This is a genomic window from Aliarcobacter faecis (genome assembly GCF_013201705.1).
Lineage (GTDB): Bacteria > Campylobacterota > Campylobacteria > Campylobacterales > Arcobacteraceae > Aliarcobacter > Aliarcobacter faecis.
The window spans coordinates 2,271,188-2,290,465 of the sequence record NZ_CP053837.1; the positions used below are offsets into that span (position 1 = coordinate 2,271,188).

Consider the following 19,278-nt stretch of genomic DNA (forward strand, 5'->3'; position numbering starts at 1 on the left):
ATTCTTAATTCCTAAAAACAACTTTTTTATTCCCAATATATTGAACTTTTATAGGATAAATCATAGGTAAAAGTTTGGTGAATTTATCAAAATCATCAATCTCAAACTCTCCTGTAATTGGAAAATCATCTTTTTTTGTTACAAGGAGTTCAATTTTTTTATCAATATATCTTTGAAATTCATTTAAAACATCAACCAAAGGAGTTTTATCAAAGATTAATTTACCTTTTTCCCATGAAGCCATATATTCAACTGGTAATTTTTTCAAACTTTTTATTTCACCATTATTATAAACTTCTAAAATATCGCCTTTTTTTAATTCTGATATTTTAAAATCTTTATAATTTATATCTACAATTCCATCTAAAACAGCAATATTTACTCTATCATTTTTTTGATTTACTTCAAACTTTGTACCTACAACTTTTATCAAAATATCATTACTTTGTACATAAAATGGTCTCTCTTTATTTGAACTTACTTCAAAGATAGCTTTTCCATATTTTAAAAAAACTTCTCTCTTCTCTTTTGTATAGGCAACTTCTATATTTGTTTTTACATCAAGAGTTATTTTTGAATCATCTGGCATTAAAATATTTTGCATTATGCTATTTTGTGAATATATTTTTTGAGAATAGTCATCTTTAAAATAGAGGATATAGACAAAACCAACTATTAAAAAACAGGCTGCAAGAGTTGAAACTTTTTTGATTTTACTTAAAAACCTCTCTTTTTTTAACTCTTTTTGAACTTGTTGTGATAATTTTATACTATCTTTTTTTGGAATTTTAGAAAACATCTGTCTAAAAGCTTTCTCTTCTTCAAATATCTTCTTATTATCTTCTACAGTTATCCAATTTAAAAAACTCTCACTAGAATATATATCTTTTCCTTCTTGTTCACAGCTCAAATAATATCTTGCTTTTTCTACAATAGTCTCTTTATTTGTCATTATCACTCTCTTTTTTACCCAAATTCTCTTTTATTTGATTACTTGCTCTACTTATATGTTTTTCTACTGCATTTATAGTTATATTCATCATTTTTGCGACTTCTTCTCTTGAATAACCATCAATAATATGTAAAGTAAAAGCTTGTCTTCTTTTCGTAGGAAGATTTTCTACCTCTTTTAATAAAAATGCTGTTTGCTCATCTTCTATCATTGTTACTTCTATATTATCGCTTTCATCTATATGATAATCTTCTTCAAAACTTATTTTATCAACTTTATATTTCTCTTTGTATAAATCAAACATAACATTTTTGGCAATTCTATAAAGTAATGCTCTCTCATTTTCTATTACATTTCTATCTGCACTTTTTATAGCTCTTGTAAAAGTTTCTTGAGTAATATCTTGTGCTACTTCTCTATCTAATACATTTTTCTTAACAAACTGAAAAATCTCATTGTAGTAAATGGTCATTTTTTATCTTTTATTTAAATTAATAACAATTATTATAATTGTACAGTTTGGAATTTTAACATACTTTTTACTTTAACTACTAATTTTTTACAAAAGATAAATTTTAATATAAATTTACCATTTATTTAACCATATTTTAAGCTATTATAAGAACTTAAGTTTTTTTTAGCTATAATCCGCGAAAATTTTAAGAAAAAGAAGACAGATGAGAGACATTAGAAATATTGCAGTTATTGCACACGTAGACCACGGAAAAACAACACTAGTAGATCAACTTTTAAAACAAAGTGGTACATTTTCAGCTCACCAAAATGTAGATGAAAGAGTTATGGATAGCAATGCTATTGAAAAAGAGAGAGGAATTACAATTCTTTCAAAAAACACAGCTATTGATTATGAAGGTGTAAGAATTAACATTATCGACACTCCAGGACACGCCGATTTTGGTGGAGAAGTTGAGAGGGTTTTAAAAATGGTTGACTCTGTTTTACTTCTTGTAGATGCACAAGAAGGAGTTATGCCACAAACTAAGTTTGTTGTTAAAAAAGCACTATCTTTAGGGCATAGACCAATCGTTGTTGTAAATAAAATAGACAAACCAGCAGCAGAGCCAGATAGAGTTGTAGATGAAGTTTTTGACCTTTTTGCACAAATGGATGCAACAGAAGAACAACTAGAATTCCCAGTTATTTATGCAGCAGCAAGAGATGGTTATGCAAGATATGATGCAACTGATGGAAATATGGATTTCAAACCACTTTATGACACAATCTTAAAAGAAGTTCCAAAACCTCAAGGTGCTGATGAAAATGGTCTTCAACTTCAAGTATTTACTTTGGATTATGATAACTTCATAGGGAAAATAGGTATTGCTAGAATTTTCAATGGTACAATTAGCCATGGAGAAACAGTACTTTTATGTAAAGCAGATGGTGAAAAAGTAAAAGGAAGAGTAACTAAACTTATTGGTTTTAAAGGGCTTGATAGAATTGATATAAAAACAGCTGGTTCTGGTGATATTATTGCCGTTGCTGGATTTGAAACTATTGATGTTGGAGATAGTTTATGCGATCCTGCAAACCCAATGCCACTTGATCCTATGCATATAGAAGAGCCTACATTATCTGTTACTTTTTCAGTAAATGATTCTCCATTAGCAGGAACTGAAGGTAAATATGTAACTTCAAATAAAATAGATGAAAGATTAAAAGCAGAGATGAATACTAATATTGCTATGAATTATGAGCAAATTGGTGAGGGTAAATTTAAAGTAAACGGAAGAGGTGAGCTTCAAATTACTATCTTAGCTGAAAATATGAGAAGAGAAGGTTTTGAGTTTTGTATTGGAAGACCTGAAGTTATTATTAGAGAAGAGAATGGGGTTAAAATGGAACCATTTGAACATTTAGTAATTGATACTCCAGATGAATATAGTGGAGCAATTATAGAAAAATTAGGTAGAAGAAAAGCTGTTATGACAAATATGGTTCCTATGGGTGAAGGATCTACAAGATTAGAGTTTGAGATTCCTGCACGAGGACTTATTGGTATTAGAACAGAGTTTTTAACAGATACAAGAGGAGAGGGTGTTATGAATCACTCTTTCTTAGAATTTAGACCATATTCTGGAACAGTTGAAAGTAGAAAATATGGAGCTTTAGTTTCTATGGAAAATGGAGAAGCTCTTGCATACTCTATTTTTAATCTACAAGATAGAGGAGTTATGTTTGTAAAACCTCAAGATAAAGTGTATATTGGAATGGTAGTTGGACAACATGCAAAAGATAATGATTTAGATGTAAATCCTATTAAAGGGAAACAACAATCAAATGTAAGATCTAGTGGTGCTGATGAAGCTATCAAACTTATTCCACCAAAAATAATGTCTTTAGAAAATGCTTTAGAGTGGATAGAAGAAGATGAATCAGTTGAAGTTACTCCTATTTCTATTAGAGTTAGAAAAAGAGAACTTGACCCAACTGTTAGAAAACGAACAGCTAAGAAAGAGAAAAACTCATAATATTTCAAGTTTTATTAAAAAAGGGAAGGAGTTTTTACTTCTTCCCTTTTTTTATCTTGACACAAAAATAAAAATCAAATATAATTTATCAATTAGGTAGGTAATAAATGAAAGTATCAAAAAAGACAGATTATGCTTTAAGAGCACTATTTGCAATAGCAGAAGCGGATAATTTAATATCAATAAGAGAGTTATCAGAACAAGTTGATGTTCCAAGAAGATTTTTAGAAAATATTATGCTTGAGATGAATAGAGCAGGTTGGGTAAAAAGTATCCCTGGACGATATGGTGGATATGTTTTAGCAAAAGGTGCAAATGAGATAACAATGGGTGAAGTTATTCGATATTTTGAAGGTATGATTGCTATGATCTCTTGTGTTTCAGTTTCTAGCTATGAGCCTTGTAGTCAAGAGGGGAAATGCTACTTTAGAAGAGTGTTTTTGAATATTAGAAATCTAACTGCACAAATTTTAGATAAAACTACTATTGCATCTTGTCTAGGACAAGCCCCTGTTACAAAAGAGGATGTTTTAAAAGAGGAATTTGTTGGTGGTTTAGGAATTTAGTTTTTAAACCACTAAAATAGCCTTTTTCAAATAAATTAAAAATCTTATATAAGTTATTATTGACAAATATAAAAAAACTTATTATAATTTCACCAATTTAGTAGATGATAGATTATTTATCATAAAAGAAAGGATAAAAAATGATGTGTGATATGTGTAAATATTTAGAAAAAGAAGAGTTAATTTAATAAGATTTGGTGAGATTTTTTAAAATCTTTTAATTATTATACATTTAGTGTATATTATATATTTAGGTGAAAATTATGAGAAAAATATTTAAAAATTTATTAGGAATACTTACAATTATTCCAGTATTGAGTTTTGGAGCTTCAAAAGCTGAGCAATTAAGAATAGGGTATCAAAAATCAGACCCAGGGTTTATTTTATTAAAAGAGTCTGGTGAATTAGAGAAAAAATTAGAACCACTTGGAGTAAAAGTATCTTGGATAGAGTTTCCAGCAGGTCCTCAACTACTTGAAGGATTAAATGTAGGAAGTATTGATTTAGGAACAGTTGGAGAAACACCACCAATTTTTGCACAAGCAGCAAATGCAAAAATCAAATATATAGCTTACAAAACAGGTTTTCCAAAATCTGAAGCAATTTTAGTTCAAAAAGATTCACCTATTAAAACAGTTGCAGATTTAAAAGGTAAAAAAGTTGCTTTAAACAAAGGTTCAAATGTTCATTATCTATTAGTAAAAGCTTTGGAAGAAGCTGGTTTAAAATATAGTGATATTCAAACAATATTTTTACCACCAGCAGATGCAAGAGCAGCTTTTGAAAAAGGAAGTGTTGATGCTTGGGTAATTTGGGATCCATTTTTTGCAGCAGCAGAGTTAAAAATAGGTGCTAAGAACTTAAGAGATGGTGTGAATATAGTAAATAACTATCAGTTTTACTTAGTTGAAGAGAGTTATATTAAAAATAAAGAGGTTATTGATATAGTTTTTGATGAGATAAAAAAAGTTGATGAATATCTTACAAAAGAGCCTTTAAAAACAGCAAAAACTCTTTCAGCTATAAATGGTTTAGATGTTGAAGCACTTGAACTTGCACATAAAAGAGCTGTATTTACAACACAATATTTAACTCCTAAAGTTATAAAAGATCAACAAGAAATAGCTGATACATTTTATGATTTAAAACTTATTCCAAAGAAATTAGATATTAAAAGTGTAGTTTGGATACCTGAAACTAAAAAAGGAAAATAAATGGCACTAGATATATTTTGGTTTATACCTACATTTGGAGATAGTCAGTATATAGGCGGAAAAACTGGTGCAAGAGCAATAGATTTTAATTACTCAAAACAAATAGCAGTTGCTGCTGATAATTTAGGATTTGATGGAGTTTTAATTCCTACTGGAAGATTGTGCGAAGACCCTTGGGTTGTTGCTTCAAGTTTAATAGATGCTACACAAAACTTAAAGTTTTTAGTAGCACTAAGACCTGGTTTAGTGCAACCATCATTAGCTGCTAGAATGACAGCAACTCTTGATAGATTTTCAAATGGAAGAGTAGCTATAAATTTGGTTGCTGGTGGTGACCAAACAGAATTAGAGGGTGATGGTTTATATCAAAATCCTAAAGAGAGATATGAAGCAGCATCAGAGTTTGTAGATGTATGGAAAGATATTTTAAAAGCAAGTTATGAAAAAGAGCTTGTAAATTTTGATGGAAAACATTATAAAACAACAAATGCAAAACTTTTATATCCTCCTATTCAAAGACCACATCCACCACTATTTTTTGGTGGTTCATCAAATGAAGCAAGAGAGTTAGCAGCACAAAAAGTTGATTTATATATAACTTGGGGAGAAAGACCACAAGATGTAAAGGAGAAAATTGAAGACCTTAAAAAAAGAGCTTCAAAATATGGAAGAACTCTAAAGTTTGGGGTTAGACTTCATGTAATTGTAAGAGAAACGCAAGAAGAGGCTTGGGAAGTAGCCCAAAAACTAATAAGTAAACTAGATGATGAAACAATAGAGCAACATCACAAAGTTTTAGAAAAAAGAGAGTCTATTGGGCAAAAAAGAATGACAGCTTTAACAAATGGTGGAAAAGCAAGAACTAGAGAAGAATTAGAAATAAGCCCAAATTTATGGGCTGGGATTGGACTTGCTAGAGAAGGTTGTGCAACTGCACTTGTTGGAAGCCCCGAAATTATAGTTGAAAGAATAAATGAATATGTTGATATGGGAGTTGATACTTTTGTATTTTCTGGTTATCCACATCTTGAAGAAGCTTATAAATTTGCAGAGTTAGTTTTCCCTCTGTTGCCAGATAAAGTTAAAAAGAAGTTATCAGAACCAACACAATTTGGAGGAGTTTTAAATTATGAAACTCATAGATAAAATATATAAAAGTTTGGTTGATAATTTTATAGTTTGGTTAATTCCTTTTTTAATTTTAGTTATTTGGCAAATTGTAGTACAAAATGGTTGGTTATCTTCAAGGGTTATGCCTGCACCACTTGATGTTATAAGTGCAGGATTTACTCTTACAGCAAATGGGGAGTTAATTCATCACTTTTTGATTAGTTTACAAAGAGCCATATTAGGATTACTTATTGGTGGAAGTATTGGTTTTATTTTAGGATTTATTACAGGTTTATCAAGGTTAGCAGAAAATTTACTTGATTCAACTATACAAATGATTAGAACAATTCCTCTTTTAGCTTTAGTTCCATTGGTTATTTTATGGTTTGGTATTGGAGAGTTTAGTAAAATTTTTTTACTATCTTTAGCTGTTTTCTTTCCAATATATTTAAACACTTTTCATGGACTTAGAAGTGTTGATAAAGATTTGATAGAGATGGGAAGAGTTTATGGTTTAACTCCTTATGGATTATTTAAGAATGTTATTTTACCAGGAGCAATGCCATATATTTTAGTTGGACTTAGAATGTCTTTAGGATTTATGTGGCTTTATTTAATTGTAGCTGAAACAATAGCTTCAAGTGCAGGAATAGGTTATATGACAATGAATGCAAGGGAGTTTTTACAAACAGATATTATGGTATTAGGAATTTTATTATATGCAGTTTTAGGAAAAATTTCAGATGTTTTAGCTTCTATCTTAGAAAAAAGGTATTTAAAATGGCATAAAGGTTATCAAAAATGAGTGATTTAACAGGAATAGAAATAAGAACTGATAACTTAATAAAAAGCTTTGGAAATAGAGTAGTATTAAGTAATTTTAATTTAAAAGTTAATTCTGGTGAATTTGTATCAATTGTAGGAAGAAGTGGCTGTGGTAAAAGTACATTTTTAAGATTGGTTGGTGGACTTGAAAAATTAAGTTCAGGAAAACTTCTTTTAAATGATGAAGATGTTGTAGGTGTAAATAGCAACACAAGAATAATGTTTCAAGATTCAAGGTTACTTCCTTGGAAAACTGTAATAGAAAATGTAGCTTTAGGTTTACCAAAAGAGTCGTATACTTTAGCATTTAATGCTTTAAAAGAGGTAGGACTTGATACAAGAGCAAATGAGTGGCCATCAAATTTATCTGGTGGTCAAAAACAAAGAGTGGCACTGGCACGTGCTTTGGTTCATAAACCAAAATTATTGCTTCTCGATGAGCCTTTAGGAGCTTTAGATGCATTAACAAGAATTGAGATGCAAACATTAATAGAAAGAATTTGGCAAGAGCATAAATTTACTGTTTTACTTGTAACACATGATGTTAGTGAAGCAGTTATTTTAGGTGATAGAGTTGTATTGATAGAAGATGGAAAAATTACACTTGATTTAAAAATAGATTTACCAAGACCGCGAGAGCGAGGAACACAAGATTTTGCTAAATTAGAAGCAAATATTTTATCAAGAGTTCTTGGTAATATGTACTATATTTAAAAAAGGAGAAAAATTGAGTTATAGTAAAGAAATTATAGACTTTAGGAGCAGACCTGCATTATTGGGGGAATTTTATGGTTCAACTCCAAATACAAAAGGTTATGAAACAGCAAAATGGTTAAATAGAAGAGTTGGGTCAAAAGATGATGAGCATTTTACTAAATCTTTTACCCTAGATGGTTATATAAAAGAGATTAGAGATAGTGGAATAACAAATGCTGTTGTAATAGGTAGAGATACACCTGATTTATCAATACCAAATGATGTAATAAAAGATATAACAGCTCCATATAAAGAGCTTATTGGAATTGCATCTGTTGATCCACAAACAAAAGGTATAGCTCAAACTTTTGAAGAGATACATAGAGTAACAAATATTTTAGATTTAAAAGGGATAAATGTTGAACCAACTTTTGGAAAGCCAGCAGTCTATTTTGATGACAAAGATTTTTTACCTGTATATGATTTGTGTCAAAGTTTAGGTATTCCAATATTTATAATGAGTGGTCCAACAACCCCAAATTTAGAGCATACAAATCCAGCAGCTATTGGAAGAGTTGCTAGAGAGTTTCCAAATTTGAAAATAGTAGTTTGCCATGGTTGTTATCCTTATGTAAATGAAATGATAGGTATTGCATTTAGATATGAAAATGTTTTTGTAGTTCCTGATATGTATCTATTTCAAGCAGGAAGTAAACTTTTTGTAGAAGCAGCAAATGGTTTTTTTAAAGATCAGTTATTGTTTGGAACTTCATATCCATTTAGACCAATGAAACAAACAATAGAAGATTTTTTAGAATTAGGTTTTAAAGATGAAATTTTGGATAATTTATTTTATAAAAATGCCAAAAGAGTTTTAAATATATAATATTCATACATTTAGTGTATATTTTATTTTTCAAGGAAAAAAAATGAGAAATTTAGTTAAAAAGGTTTTAATATTATTAGCAATTATTCCTATTTTAGGGTTTAGTTCAGATAAAAAAGATGATGTTTTAAGAATTGGTTTTCAAAAGTATGGAACTTTGATTTTATTAAAAGCTAGTGGTAATTTAGAAAAAAGATTAGCTCCACTTGGTGTAAAAGTAACTTGGAATGAGTTTGCAGCAGGTCCTCAACTACTTGAAGGATTAAATGTAGGAAGTATAGATTTTGGAACAGTAGGAGAAACTCCACCAATTTTTGCACAAGCAGCAAACGCTAAAATCAAATATATTGGATATGAGCCACCTGCTCCAAAAGGTGAAGCTATTATCGTTCCAAAGAATTCAACTATAGATACAGTTACAGATTTAAAAGGTAAAAAAGTTGTTCTAAATAAAGGTTCAAATGTTCACTATTTATTAGTTAGAGCTTTAGAAAATGCTGGACTAAAATATAGTGATGTAGAAACAATATTTTTAGCTCCAGCAGATGCAAGAGCAGCTTTTGAAAAAGGTAGTCTTGATGCTTGGGTAATTTGGGATCCATTTTATGCAGCAGCACAAACCTCTTTAAATGCAAAACTTGTAAAAGATGGAACAAATACAGTAAATAACCATCAATTCTATCTATCAGAAGAGAGTTATGCTGCTAGAAGACCTGATGTTATTGCTATTATTTTTGATGAGTTAAAAAAAGTAAATGATTGGGCAATCTCAAAACCAAATGAAGTTGCAGCTGCTTTATCTCCATTAACTGGTTTAGATTTAGCTACTTTGGAAAAAGCACTAGCTAGAGGTAGTTATGGAATAAATTACTTAAATGATGAGGTTATCAAAGAGCAACAAAAAATTGCAGATACATTTTATGATTTAAAACTAATTCCTAAAAAACTTGATATTAGAAGTGTTGTTTGGATACCTGAAACTAAAAAAGGAAAATAAATGGCACTAGATATATTTTGGTTTATACCTACATTTGGAGATAACAGATATTTAGGTTCAAAAGAGCAATTAAGAGTATCTGATTTTGATTATGTAAAACAAGTGGCAATTGCTGTTGATACTTTGGGATATGATGGAGTTTTAATTCCAACTGGAAGATCTTGTGAAGACCCTTTTGTTGTAGCTTCAAGTTTAATAGGTTTTACACAAAACTTAAAATTCTTAGTTGCACTTAGACCAGGTCTTTTACAACCTGCATTAGCAGCAAGAATATCTTCAACACTAGATAGATTTTCAAATGGAAGAGTTGCTTTTAATTTAGTTGCTGGTGGAGATAAAGATGAACTAGAAGGTGATGGACTATTTCAAGATTCAGATGAGAGATATGAAGTAGCAACTGAATTTATAGATTTGTGGAAAGATATTTTAAAAGCTAGTTACGAAAAAGAGCTTGTAAATTTTGATGGAAAACATTATAAAACAAGAAATTCAAAACTTCTATATTCACCTATTCAAAGACCACATCCTCCACTATTTTTTGGTGGAAGTTCACAAAAAGCTCATGAATTAGCTGCACAAAAAGTTGATTTATATATAACTTGGGGTGAAACTCCAAAAGCAGTTAAAGCAAAAATTGATGATGTAAAAGAGAAAGCTTTAAAGTATGGAAGAACTCTAAAATTTGGAATTAGACTTCATGTAATTGTAAGAGAGAGTGAAGAAGAAGCTTGGGAAGCAGCCCAAAAACTAATAAGTAAACTTGATGATGAAAAAATCAATGCTTCCCAAAATGCTTTACAAAAACTAGACTCTGAAGGTCAAAGATTAATGACTGCTTTAACAAATGGTGGAAAAGCAAGAACAAGAGAAGAGCTTGAGATTAGTCCAAACTTATGGGCAGGAATTGGTTTAGTTCGTGGTGGTTGTGCAACTGCCTTAGTTGGAAGTGCTGAAATTGTAGCCCAAAGGATACAAGAGTATGTAGATTTAGGAATAGATACTTTTGTATTTTCTGGTTATCCACACCTTGAAGAGTCTTTTAGATTTGCTGAACTTGTGTTTCCATTATTACCAAATAAAACAAAAGAGAAACTATCAGGACTTGTACAATCAGGACCATTTGGTAGTGTAACAACTGAAGATTCAAAGGAACTATAATGGACAGAAGAGATTTTATAAAACAAGCCTCTTTATTTTCACTCACAGCAGCATTACACTCTGGTTTGAATTTAAGAGCAGATGATGGTAAATATTTTGATGAAACTGTTAGGATAGGTTATTTACCTATTACAGATGCAAATTCTCTACTAATAGCTCATGAGATAGGTTTATTTAAAGAAGAGGGGTTAAAATCTGAAAAACCTGCTTTAATAAGAGGTTGGTCTCCTTTAGTTGAATCTTTTACTGCAAAAAAATTCAATGTAGTACACTTACTTAAACCTATACCAATTTGGATGAAATTTGCTAATAATATACCAGTTAAAATTCCTGCTTGGGCTCATACAAATGGTTCAGCTCTTGTAGTTGGAAATCATAAAAATGCAACTAGTATAAAAGATTTAGGTGGTACTAATTTTGCTGTACCATATTGGTATTCCGTACACAATATAATCTTACAAAAATTATTGAAAGAGAATGGTTTAATTCCTATTATCCAAGATAGAGCAATTCCGCTTAAACCAAATGAAGTAAATCTACAAATATTACCGCCTTCAGAGATGCCTTTAGCCTTAGTTGCTAAAAAAATTGATGGTTATATTGTGGCTGAACCTTTTAATGCTTTTGGAGAATTAAAAGCAAATGCTACAATTCTTAGATTTACAGGTGATGTTTGGAAAAATCATCCTTGTTGTGTTGTAACAATGCATGAAGATATACTAAATGAACAACAAGAATGGAGTCAAAAAGTTATCAATGCAATTGTAAAAGCAGAAATCTTTATTTCTGAAAATAGAGTAGAGACAGCTAAAATATTATCTAAAGAGAAATCAGGTCTATTACCATTTGAGTTTAATGTTATTGATAGAGCAATGAATTTTTATGATAATCCAATTTATGCTCAAATTGGTGCTAATAGAAATAAAGATAGCTGGAATAACAATAGAATAGATTTTGACCCATACCCATATCCAAGTGCAACAGAATATCTAATAGAAGCTATGAAAGATACTCTAGTAGAAGGTAATTTGAAATTTCTGGATAATATAGACCCAAAAGTAGCAGTTAATGAGATTATAGATTATCGATATGTTACAAATGCAATAAATAAGTTTCATAAAACACCAAAATTTTCAAGAGAAGAAGAGATAAATTTTTAATATGAGAAAAAATATAGAATATAGTTTATTCGGAATTGTTACTCTAATATTTATTTGGCAAGTATTAGTAATGATAGGAACTGCCGTAAATGACAATTATGTATATACTCAAATTACACCAATAAAGGCAATAAAAGCACTATGGGAATTGCTTTTTGAGACATCATTTTATGAACATATTTTTGCAAGTTTTTATAGAATTTTTTATGCACTATTTTTGGCATTATTAATAGGAATACCTCTAGGGTTGCTTTATTCTAGTAATGAAAAGATAAAAAAAGTATTTTATCTACCATTTCAAATATTAAGAATGATTTCTCCCTTATCATGGATGCCTATTGCAGTTTTAGTATATGATAGTTGGGATGGAGCAATTATTTTCTTAATAGTTATGGCTGCTATATGGCCAATTATCTTCAATCTAACACAAGGTATGGCAAAAATTGACATAGGATGGATATATGTTGCTAAAAGCTTTCAAGCCAATTTATTTAATCAATTAAGATATGCAATTATTCCAGCAATTGCCCAAGATTTAATAACAGGATTAAGATTAGCATTAGGAGTATCGTGGGTTATTATTGTACCAGCTGAATATTTAGGGGTAACTTCTGGTTTAGGTTATGCAATTAATGATGCAAGAGATACTTTAGATTATTCTAAATTAGCAGCATTGATACTTGCAATAGGATTAATAGGATTTGCTATAGATTCTTTCTTACAAAGTTTAAATAATAAATTTAAATGGAATTAAATAAAAGGAATAAATAAATGGTAGAAAAACAAGTTATTTTAGGTTCAAAAAAGCTTTATTATCAATATAAGAATTCTAAAGAACCCATTATTAATAATCTTAACTTTGAATTATATGCACAAAGTAAAAGTGCAATAATTGGTCAAAGTGGTTGTGGAAAATCTACATTACTTAAACTAATAGCACCACTTATTCAACCAAATTCAGGTGAAGTGTTTAATAACTCAAAAACAATAGGGTATATGTTTCAAGATGCTTATCTTTATCCTTGGTTAAATGTATATCAAAATGTTGTGATTGGTCTTAAAATATTAAAAAAACCTATTATTAAAGAAGAGATTATAAAACTACTTACTTGGCTTGGTTTAGAAGATCATATAAATAAAAAAACTATTGAACTGTCTGGTGGTCAAAGACAAAGAGTTTCACTAGCTAGAACATTGGCAATCTCTCCAGAAGTACTATTATTGGATGAGCCTTTTTCTAGCTTAGACCCTGATACTACTAGGATATTGTGTAAAGATATTAATGAATATTGTGCAAAAAACAAAGCAACTTTATTAATAGTAACTCACAATTATGAAGAGGCAAAAATTTTAGCTGATGATATTTATAGATTTGAAAAAACTCCTTTTGGAGTAACATATTTAGAATCTGTAAATAAAGAGTCTTTGACTTATATAATATAAATTAAAAAAAAGGAATAAAAAATGGCATATAAAAAAATAGATTTAGAGGGATTAAAAGAGTTACAAGTTAAAAGTAGAAATACTACAAATCCAATAAAAACACTTCAATGTAGAACAGTTGCTGTTGAAAAATATAGACATGAAAACTATATAAGAAATTTAGATGCACATATAATTGATGAACCACCTGTATTATTAGGTGATGATACTGCTCCAAATCCAAGTGAAGCTGTACTTGCTGCTTTGGGTAGTTGTATCGCTGTAGGAATACAAGCTAATTTAGTAAATAGAGGAATTAATTTTACAAAAATTGAAATAAAACTAGAAGGTGATATTGATATTAGTGCGGTATGGGGAACTGGTGAATTATTGGATAAAACAATTGGTTTTACTCATATTAGAGTTAAGGTTGATTTGGAATCTGATTTAGATGATAAACAAAGAGATGAATTAATTGAGCATGTCTTAAATTACTCTCCTGTTACTGGTACTATGAGAAATCCTGTAGAGGTTAAATATGTCTTACAATAATTTAAATCTTGATAATTTATTAGCAAAATTAGAAAAACAAGTTTCCGATATTGATATTAAAGGTATTTATCCAGAAGAGATAATTAGAGAATTTGCAAAATTAGATGCTTATAAATTAATTGATGAGAATGGAGTATTTAATTTTGAGTATGTAATTAATCTACAATCTCATGTGGCTTCTGTATGTTTGAATACTGCTTTTTGTATGTGGTGTCAAAGTGCTTGTATTTGGTATTTAATAAATAGTGAAAATAGTTATTTAAAAGAGAATTTTTTAAAAGATATAATAGATGGGAAAGTCCTTGCTGGAACAGGACTTTCCAATGCTATGAAAGCTTTTGCTAATTTTGAAGAAGTAAAATTAAAAGCAGTTAAAACTGATGGTGGATATATAGTTAATGGTTCATTACCATTTGTTTCAAATGTCCAAAAAGGTCACTATTTTGGAGCATTAATTCAAATAGATAATGGTTATATAGTTGGATTTATGGATACAAATAATGAAGCTATGTCAATACAAAATATTGATAATTTCTTTGCACTTAATGGTTCTGCTACAGTTAAAACAACTTTCAAAGATTATTTTTTAGAAGAAAAATTTTTAATAAGTGATAATGGACAACAATTTATAGAAAAAATTAGACCTGGTTTTATTCTTTTACAATTAGCAATGGCATTGGGAAATATTGATGCTTGTATAGATATTATTAAAAAAGAAGTAAAAAGAAAAGAGTATTTAAATAATGCGATTTTTGGAGATAAAGTAAGCTTATTTGAAAAGAAAAAAGAAGAGCTTTACTTTGGTTTAGACAAATATTTTACTAAGCCTTATACAAATCAAGTAAAAGAGTTAAAAGAGATTCTAAAAGCTAGATTAGAGGGAGCTTTATTATCACAAGAAGTTAGTAATGAAGCATTATTATGTAGTGGTGGAAGTCGTGGGTATTTTGAAAAATCAAATGCGTTTCGTAAACTAAAAGAGAGTTATTTTGTTGCTGTTGTAACACCTTCAATTAAACATCTAAAAATACTACTCTCTACTTTAAAGTAGATTTTTATAACAAAAAAGAGGAAATAAAATTAAAAATCCATATAAAGACAAAGCCCTATTTATCGTTATTTCATAGAGAAATTAAAAAATATTTGATAAAACTATTGACAAAAATATTTTTTATTACTATAATTTCACCAGTTTAGTAGGTGATAGATGAAATATGCAAAAAATCACCTAAGTTTGAAAGGATAAAAAATGATGTGCGACATGTGTAAAATAAATAAGTACAAAAGAAAATAGGTGAGATTTTTTAAAAATCTTTAATTATTACACATTAGGTGTATTTTATATTGAAAGAGAAAAATAACATGATAAAAAATTTAAAAAATATAGCATTAGCAACATTACTAGTATCAACATTAGGTTTTGCGGACAATTATGATTATAAAGCAGAAGCTGCAAAGAAATCTATAGAGATTTTAAATGTCTCTTATGACCCAACAAGAGAGCTTTATGAGGAGTACAATAAAAACTTTTCAAAATATTGGAAAGATAAAACAGGACAAGATGTAACAATAAAACAGTCTCATGGTGGTGCTGGAAAACAAGCTCGTGCTGTAATTGATGGATTAAAAGCAGATGTTGTTACTTTAGCACTTGCATATGATATTGATGCTATTAGCGAAAAAGCAAAGCTATTTCCAAAAGATTGGCAAAAAAAATTAGAGTTTAACTCATCGCCATATACTTCAACTATTGTATTTTTAGTTAGAAAAGGAAATCCAAAAGGTATTAAAGATTGGAATGATTTAATAAAAGATGGTGTCGAAGTTATTACTCCAAATCCAAAAACTTCAGGTGGTGCTAGATGGAACTATTTAGCTGCTTATACTTATGGATTAAAACAAGAGCTAGGAAGTTTAGACAAAATTGATTTTAACTCTAGTGCTTATAAAAAAGCAGATGAAAAAGCAAAAGAGTTTGTTACAAAACTTTTAAAACATGTTCCTGTTCTTGATTCTGGTGCTAGAGGAGCAACTAATACATTTGTACAAAGAAAAATTGGAGATGTACTTTTAGCATGGGAAAATGAAGCATTTTTAGCAATAAATGAACTTGGTAAAGATCAATTTGAAATCATTATTCCTTCTATTTCAATTTTAGCAGAACCACCAGTAACTGTTGTAGATGAAAATGCTAAACAAAAAGGAACTTTAAATGTTTCAACAGAGTATTTAAAATATCTATATTCAAAAGATGGGCAAGAAATAGCAGCTAAAAACTATTATAGACCAAGTCTTCCTGAACTTGTAGATAAAAAATATTTAGAGATTTTCCCAAAACTTGAGTTATTTAAAATTGATGATGTTTTTGGATCTTGGGCAAATGCACAAAAAACACACTTTGATGATGGTGGAACATTTGATTTAATTTATAAATAGTATAAATTAAAAGGAAACAAAGTGGCAAATAATACAATTTTAGATCTAGTTGGAAATACGCCACTAATAAAACTAAATAACTTAACAAAAGATTTAGATGGCGTAACTATCTATGCTAAGGCTGAATATTTAAACCCTAGTGGCTCTGTAAAAGATAGAGCGGCTAAGGGAATAATTTTAGAAGCAATAAAATCAAAAAAGCTTACAGATGAGAAGATTTTACTAGATAGTACAAGTGGAAATACAGGGATTGCTTATGCAATGTTTGGTGCAAATTTGGGATACAAAGTTACTGTAACTTTACCTAAAAATGCAAATTTTGAGAGAAAAAAGATTTTAAAAGCTTTTGGTGCAACTATTATAGAGACTGACCCTCTTTTAAGTTCAGATGGGGCATTAATTGAAGCAAAAAAATTAGCAAAAGAGAATCCAGAACTCTATTACTATACAAATCAGTATAACAATGAAGAGAATTGGAAAGCTCACTATAATGGAACTGCTTTAGAAATCTGGGAACAAAGTAAAAAACAAGTTACACATTTTATTACAGGAATGGGAACTTCTGGAACTTTTGTGGGTACTTCAAAAAGGCTAAAAGAGTTAAACCCCCAAATAAAAACTATTGCTATGCAACCATCTTCACCATTTCATGGACTTGAAGGTATGAAGCATATGGCAACAACTATAGTTCCAGAAATTTATGATAGTTCACTAATTGATGAAACAATAGAAATTGATACAGAAGATGCAAGAAGAACTGCTTTAGAGCTTATAAGAAAAGAGGGGCTTTTTGTAGGAATATCTTCAGGAGCAAATGTTTATGCAGCATTAAAATTGGCTAAAACTCTACCAAAAGGAAGTGTAGTTGTAACAATTCTATGTGATAGTGGTTTTAAATATTTAAGCGATAGCTTGTGGGAAGAAGATTTATGATAGAAATTAGTAAAAATCTTATGGATAAAATAAATGAACATGCCAAAATTGATTATCCATATGAGTGTTGTGGAATTCTTTTAGGTAAGTTTGAAAATGGTCAAAAAAGTGTTAGTGAAGTTATTGAGATATCAAATGAAAGAGAAGACGAAAACAAGCATAATAGATACCTAATCCCTTCAAAAAAGGTTTTAGAAGCAGAACTTTATGCTATAAAAAATGGTTTAGATATAGTAGGTTTTTACCACTCTCATCCAAATCATAGTGCAACTCCATCACAATTTGATATAGATCATGCTCTTCCAGTTTACACATATTTAATAGTGTCAGTTTATGACAAAGAAGTGGTTGATTATACTGTTTCAGTATTATCAAATGATAGATTAAAATTTGAAAAAGAAGAGATAAAAGGAGTTTAAAATGGCAAAAGTTTATATACCAACAGCCTTAAGACTATTTACAAATGGGCAATTTGAAATATCTTTACAAGGCGAAAATATAAAAGATATTGTAGGAAATTTAGTAGATGAGCATCAAGATTTGAAAACTCATCTATTTACAAATGAAGGAAAATTAAGAAGTTTTGTAAATATCTATCTAAATGAAGAGGATATTAGAGGTTTAGATAATCTTGATACAAAAGTTTATGATGATGACAAAATTATTTTAGTTCCATCTATTGCAGGTGGTTTGTAATTATGGCAAAAGATGATAAGAGTGAGAAATATGAAAAGCTCTCACAAGAAGAGATAAGTAGATATAGTAGACATCTTATCTTACCTGAAGTGGGACTTGAAGGGCAACTAAAAATAAAAAATGCAAAAGTTTTAGTTGTAGGAACTGGTGGGCTTGGTGCTCCTGTTATTTTATACCTAGCTGCTGCTGGAGTTGGAACTATTGGTTTGATTGATTTTGATACTGTTGATGAATCAAATCTACAAAGACAGATTATTCATACAACAAAAGATATAGGGCGACCTAAAATATCTTCAGCAAATGACAGAATAAAAGGGATAAACCCAAATGTTAAAGTTGTTTCATACAATGATAAATTAACAAGTAAAAACTCTTTAGAGATTATTAAAAACTTTGATATTGTTGTAGATGGAACAGATAATTTTCAAACAAGATATTTAATAAATGACTCTTGTGTGATTTTAAATAAACCATTTGTTTATGGATCTATTTTTAGATTTGAAGGACAAGTAAGCGTTTTTAATGCAAATAGTAAAGCTTGTTATAGATGTTTATATCCCGAACCACCACCAGTTGGACTAGTTCCATCTTGTGCAGAGGGTGGTGTTATTGGTGTTTTACCAGGAGTTATAGGAACAATTCAAGCAAATGAGACAATCAAATTAATCTTAGGAATAGGAGAGGTTTTAAGTGGAAGACTTCTAATCTTTGATGCACTAAAAATGCAGTTCAAAGAGCTAAAAATAAGAAAAGATGAGAGTTGTCCAGTTTGTGGAAAAAATCCAACAATAACTGAACTTATTGATTATGAAGAGTTTTGTGGTTTAAAAAGCCCAGATGAAAGAGTTGAAGTTGAAGAGATAAGTGCAATAGATTTAAAAAATTTAATAAACGAAAAACGACCTTTTCAACTAATAGATATTAGACAACCTCATGAGTTACAAATAGGAAAAATCGAAGGCTCAAAAGGGATACCTTTTGGACAATTAGTAAGAAGAAAAGATGAACTTGATACGACAAGAAAAGTAGTAGTAATTTGTAAAATAGGACTTTTAAGTGCTGAAGTTATCAGACAATTAAAAGAAGCTGGTTATACAGGTGAGATATATAGTTTAAAAGGTGGTATTACATCTTGGGCAAACGATATAGATTACACAATGGCAAGATATTAACAAAATATTAA

The 19,278-nt window shown here is 29.6% G+C and carries 21 protein-coding genes; 19 read left to right on the forward strand and 2 right to left on the reverse strand.

Annotated elements, in window-relative coordinates; all coding sequences use genetic code 11:
• Positions 1–4 precede the first annotated feature (4 nt).
• Both AFAEC_RS11325 and AFAEC_RS11330 read right to left on the reverse strand, forming a co-directional pair.
• Positions 5–952, reverse strand: coding sequence for a FecR family protein (locus AFAEC_RS11325; protein ID WP_026806833.1), 948 nt, complete (start codon positions 950–952; stop codon positions 5–7).
• Positions 942–1,424, reverse strand: a complete 483-nt coding sequence (locus AFAEC_RS11330) for an RNA polymerase sigma factor (protein WP_026806832.1) — start codon at positions 1,422–1,424, stop codon at positions 942–944. Before AFAEC_RS11330 ends, AFAEC_RS11325 begins: the two co-directional genes overlap by 11 nt.
• A 205-nt stretch (positions 1,425–1,629) precedes the next feature.
• On the opposite strand from AFAEC_RS11330, the gene typA reads away from it, so the two are divergent.
• From typA to moeB, 19 genes are all read left to right on the forward strand, one after another.
• On the forward strand, positions 1,630–3,444 hold the full coding sequence (typA, locus tag AFAEC_RS11335) for a translational GTPase TypA (protein WP_026806831.1): 1,815 nt from the start codon (positions 1,630–1,632) through the stop codon (positions 3,442–3,444).
• 107 nt (positions 3,445–3,551) lie between these two features.
• A complete protein-coding gene (locus AFAEC_RS11340) occupies positions 3,552–4,010 on the forward strand; it encodes an RrF2 family transcriptional regulator (protein ID WP_026806830.1) in 459 nt (152 codons plus the stop codon).
• A gap of 263 nt (positions 4,011–4,273) precedes the next feature.
• Positions 4,274–5,224: a sulfonate ABC transporter substrate-binding protein gene (locus tag AFAEC_RS11345; protein ID WP_051487660.1), complete on the forward strand. Its 951-nt coding sequence runs from the start codon at positions 4,274–4,276 to the stop codon at positions 5,222–5,224.
• Positions 5,225–6,370 carry an FMNH2-dependent alkanesulfonate monooxygenase gene (ssuD, locus tag AFAEC_RS11350; protein WP_026806828.1) on the forward strand — a complete coding sequence of 382 codons (1,146 nt, stop codon included), beginning with the start codon at positions 5,225–5,227 and terminating at the stop codon, positions 6,368–6,370.
• Complete coding sequence (locus AFAEC_RS11355) at positions 6,354–7,139, forward strand: ABC transporter permease subunit (RefSeq protein ID WP_026806827.1); 786 nt, start codon at positions 6,354–6,356, stop codon at positions 7,137–7,139. Before ssuD (AFAEC_RS11350) ends, AFAEC_RS11355 begins: the two co-directional genes overlap by 17 nt.
• Entirely contained in the window at positions 7,136–7,873 is a 738-nt protein-coding gene (locus AFAEC_RS11360) for an ATP-binding cassette domain-containing protein (protein WP_026806826.1), read from the forward strand. The genes AFAEC_RS11355 and AFAEC_RS11360 overlap by 4 nt, the downstream gene beginning before the upstream one ends.
• A gap of 13 nt (positions 7,874–7,886) precedes the next feature.
• Entirely contained in the window at positions 7,887–8,741 is an 855-nt protein-coding gene (locus AFAEC_RS11365) for an amidohydrolase family protein (RefSeq protein ID WP_026806825.1), read from the forward strand.
• A 43-nt stretch (positions 8,742–8,784) separates the two neighbouring features.
• Positions 8,785–9,738 (forward strand): sulfonate ABC transporter substrate-binding protein, encoded by a 954-nt coding sequence (locus tag AFAEC_RS11370; protein ID WP_026806824.1) that lies wholly within the window; start codon positions 8,785–8,787, stop codon positions 9,736–9,738.
• On the forward strand, positions 9,739–10,896 hold the full coding sequence (gene ssuD / locus AFAEC_RS11375; protein ID WP_026806823.1) for an FMNH2-dependent alkanesulfonate monooxygenase: 1,158 nt from the start codon (positions 9,739–9,741) through the stop codon (positions 10,894–10,896). It abuts the gene before it with no gap.
• The gene (locus tag AFAEC_RS11380; protein WP_026806822.1) at positions 10,896–12,056 is read left to right on the forward strand and encodes an ABC transporter substrate-binding protein; all 1,161 of its coding nucleotides are present in this window, start codon (positions 10,896–10,898) and stop codon (positions 12,054–12,056) included. Before ssuD (AFAEC_RS11375) ends, AFAEC_RS11380 begins: the two co-directional genes overlap by 1 nt.
• Position 12,057: 1 nt before the next feature.
• Positions 12,058–12,810 carry an ABC transporter permease gene (locus AFAEC_RS11385; RefSeq protein WP_026806821.1) on the forward strand — a complete coding sequence of 251 codons (753 nt, stop codon included), beginning with the start codon at positions 12,058–12,060 and terminating at the stop codon, positions 12,808–12,810.
• Positions 12,811–12,827: 17 nt separating this feature from the next.
• Entirely contained in the window at positions 12,828–13,499 is a 672-nt protein-coding gene (locus AFAEC_RS11390) for an ABC transporter ATP-binding protein (RefSeq protein ID WP_051487657.1), read from the forward strand.
• Positions 13,500–13,520: 21 nt separating this feature from the next.
• Positions 13,521–14,030 (forward strand): OsmC family protein, encoded by a 510-nt coding sequence (locus AFAEC_RS11395; protein WP_026806820.1) that lies wholly within the window; start codon positions 13,521–13,523, stop codon positions 14,028–14,030.
• Entirely contained in the window at positions 14,017–15,081 is a 1,065-nt protein-coding gene (locus AFAEC_RS11400; RefSeq protein WP_026806819.1) for an acyl-CoA dehydrogenase family protein, read from the forward strand. The genes AFAEC_RS11395 and AFAEC_RS11400 overlap by 14 nt, the downstream gene beginning before the upstream one ends.
• Before the next feature lie 311 nt (positions 15,082–15,392).
• Complete coding sequence (locus tag AFAEC_RS11405; protein WP_026806818.1) at positions 15,393–16,466, forward strand: sulfate ABC transporter substrate-binding protein; 1,074 nt, start codon at positions 15,393–15,395, stop codon at positions 16,464–16,466.
• A 21-nt stretch (positions 16,467–16,487) separates the two neighbouring features.
• On the forward strand, positions 16,488–17,399 hold the full coding sequence (locus AFAEC_RS11410; protein ID WP_026806817.1) for a PLP-dependent cysteine synthase family protein: 912 nt from the start codon (positions 16,488–16,490) through the stop codon (positions 17,397–17,399).
• A complete protein-coding gene (locus tag AFAEC_RS11415) occupies positions 17,396–17,818 on the forward strand; it encodes a Mov34/MPN/PAD-1 family protein (protein WP_026806816.1) in 423 nt (140 codons plus the stop codon). Before AFAEC_RS11410 ends, AFAEC_RS11415 begins: the two co-directional genes overlap by 4 nt.
• Before the next feature lies 1 nt (position 17,819).
• Positions 17,820–18,095 (forward strand): MoaD/ThiS family protein, encoded by a 276-nt coding sequence (locus AFAEC_RS11420; RefSeq protein WP_026806815.1) that lies wholly within the window; start codon positions 17,820–17,822, stop codon positions 18,093–18,095.
• A 2-nt stretch (positions 18,096–18,097) separates the two neighbouring features.
• The gene (gene moeB, locus AFAEC_RS11425) at positions 18,098–19,267 is read left to right on the forward strand and encodes a molybdopterin-synthase adenylyltransferase MoeB (RefSeq protein WP_026806814.1); all 1,170 of its coding nucleotides are present in this window, start codon (positions 18,098–18,100) and stop codon (positions 19,265–19,267) included.
• Positions 19,268–19,278: the final 11 nt, after the last annotated feature.

Excerpts from the sequence above, each read along its gene's own strand:
- AFAEC_RS11370 (WP_026806824.1), top strand. The coding sequence starts at position 8,785 with ATGAGAAATTTAGTTAAAAAGGTTTTAATATTATTAGCAATTATTCCT.
- ssuD (WP_026806828.1), top strand. The coding sequence starts at position 5,225 with ATGGCACTAGATATATTTTGGTTTATACCTACATTTGGAGATAGTCAG.
- AFAEC_RS11395 (WP_026806820.1), top strand. The coding sequence starts at position 13,521 with ATGGCATATAAAAAAATAGATTTAGAGGGATTAAAAGAGTTACAAGTT.
- AFAEC_RS11390 (WP_051487657.1), top strand. The coding sequence starts at position 12,828 with ATGGTAGAAAAACAAGTTATTTTAGGTTCAAAAAAGCTTTATTATCAA.
- AFAEC_RS11385 (WP_026806821.1), top strand. The coding sequence starts at position 12,058 with ATGAGAAAAAATATAGAATATAGTTTATTCGGAATTGTTACTCTAATA.
- AFAEC_RS11400 (WP_026806819.1), top strand. The coding sequence starts at position 14,017 with ATGTCTTACAATAATTTAAATCTTGATAATTTATTAGCAAAATTAGAA.
- typA (WP_026806831.1), top strand. The coding sequence starts at position 1,630 with ATGAGAGACATTAGAAATATTGCAGTTATTGCACACGTAGACCACGGA.
- AFAEC_RS11330 (WP_026806832.1), bottom strand. The coding sequence starts at position 1,424 with ATGACCATTTACTACAATGAGATTTTTCAGTTTGTTAAGAAAAATGTA.
- ssuD (WP_026806823.1), top strand. The coding sequence starts at position 9,739 with ATGGCACTAGATATATTTTGGTTTATACCTACATTTGGAGATAACAGA.
- AFAEC_RS11340 (WP_026806830.1), top strand. The coding sequence starts at position 3,552 with ATGAAAGTATCAAAAAAGACAGATTATGCTTTAAGAGCACTATTTGCA.
- AFAEC_RS11345 (WP_051487660.1), top strand. The coding sequence starts at position 4,274 with ATGAGAAAAATATTTAAAAATTTATTAGGAATACTTACAATTATTCCA.
- AFAEC_RS11360 (WP_026806826.1), top strand. The coding sequence starts at position 7,136 with ATGAGTGATTTAACAGGAATAGAAATAAGAACTGATAACTTAATAAAA.
- AFAEC_RS11405 (WP_026806818.1), top strand. The coding sequence starts at position 15,393 with ATGATAAAAAATTTAAAAAATATAGCATTAGCAACATTACTAGTATCA.
- moeB (WP_026806814.1), top strand. The coding sequence starts at position 18,098 with ATGGCAAAAGATGATAAGAGTGAGAAATATGAAAAGCTCTCACAAGAA.
- AFAEC_RS11420 (WP_026806815.1), top strand. The coding sequence starts at position 17,820 with ATGGCAAAAGTTTATATACCAACAGCCTTAAGACTATTTACAAATGGG.
- AFAEC_RS11355 (WP_026806827.1), top strand. The coding sequence starts at position 6,354 with ATGAAACTCATAGATAAAATATATAAAAGTTTGGTTGATAATTTTATA.
- AFAEC_RS11380 (WP_026806822.1), top strand. The coding sequence starts at position 10,896 with ATGGACAGAAGAGATTTTATAAAACAAGCCTCTTTATTTTCACTCACA.
- AFAEC_RS11325 (WP_026806833.1), bottom strand. The coding sequence starts at position 952 with ATGACAAATAAAGAGACTATTGTAGAAAAAGCAAGATATTATTTGAGC.
- AFAEC_RS11415 (WP_026806816.1), top strand. The coding sequence starts at position 17,396 with ATGATAGAAATTAGTAAAAATCTTATGGATAAAATAAATGAACATGCC.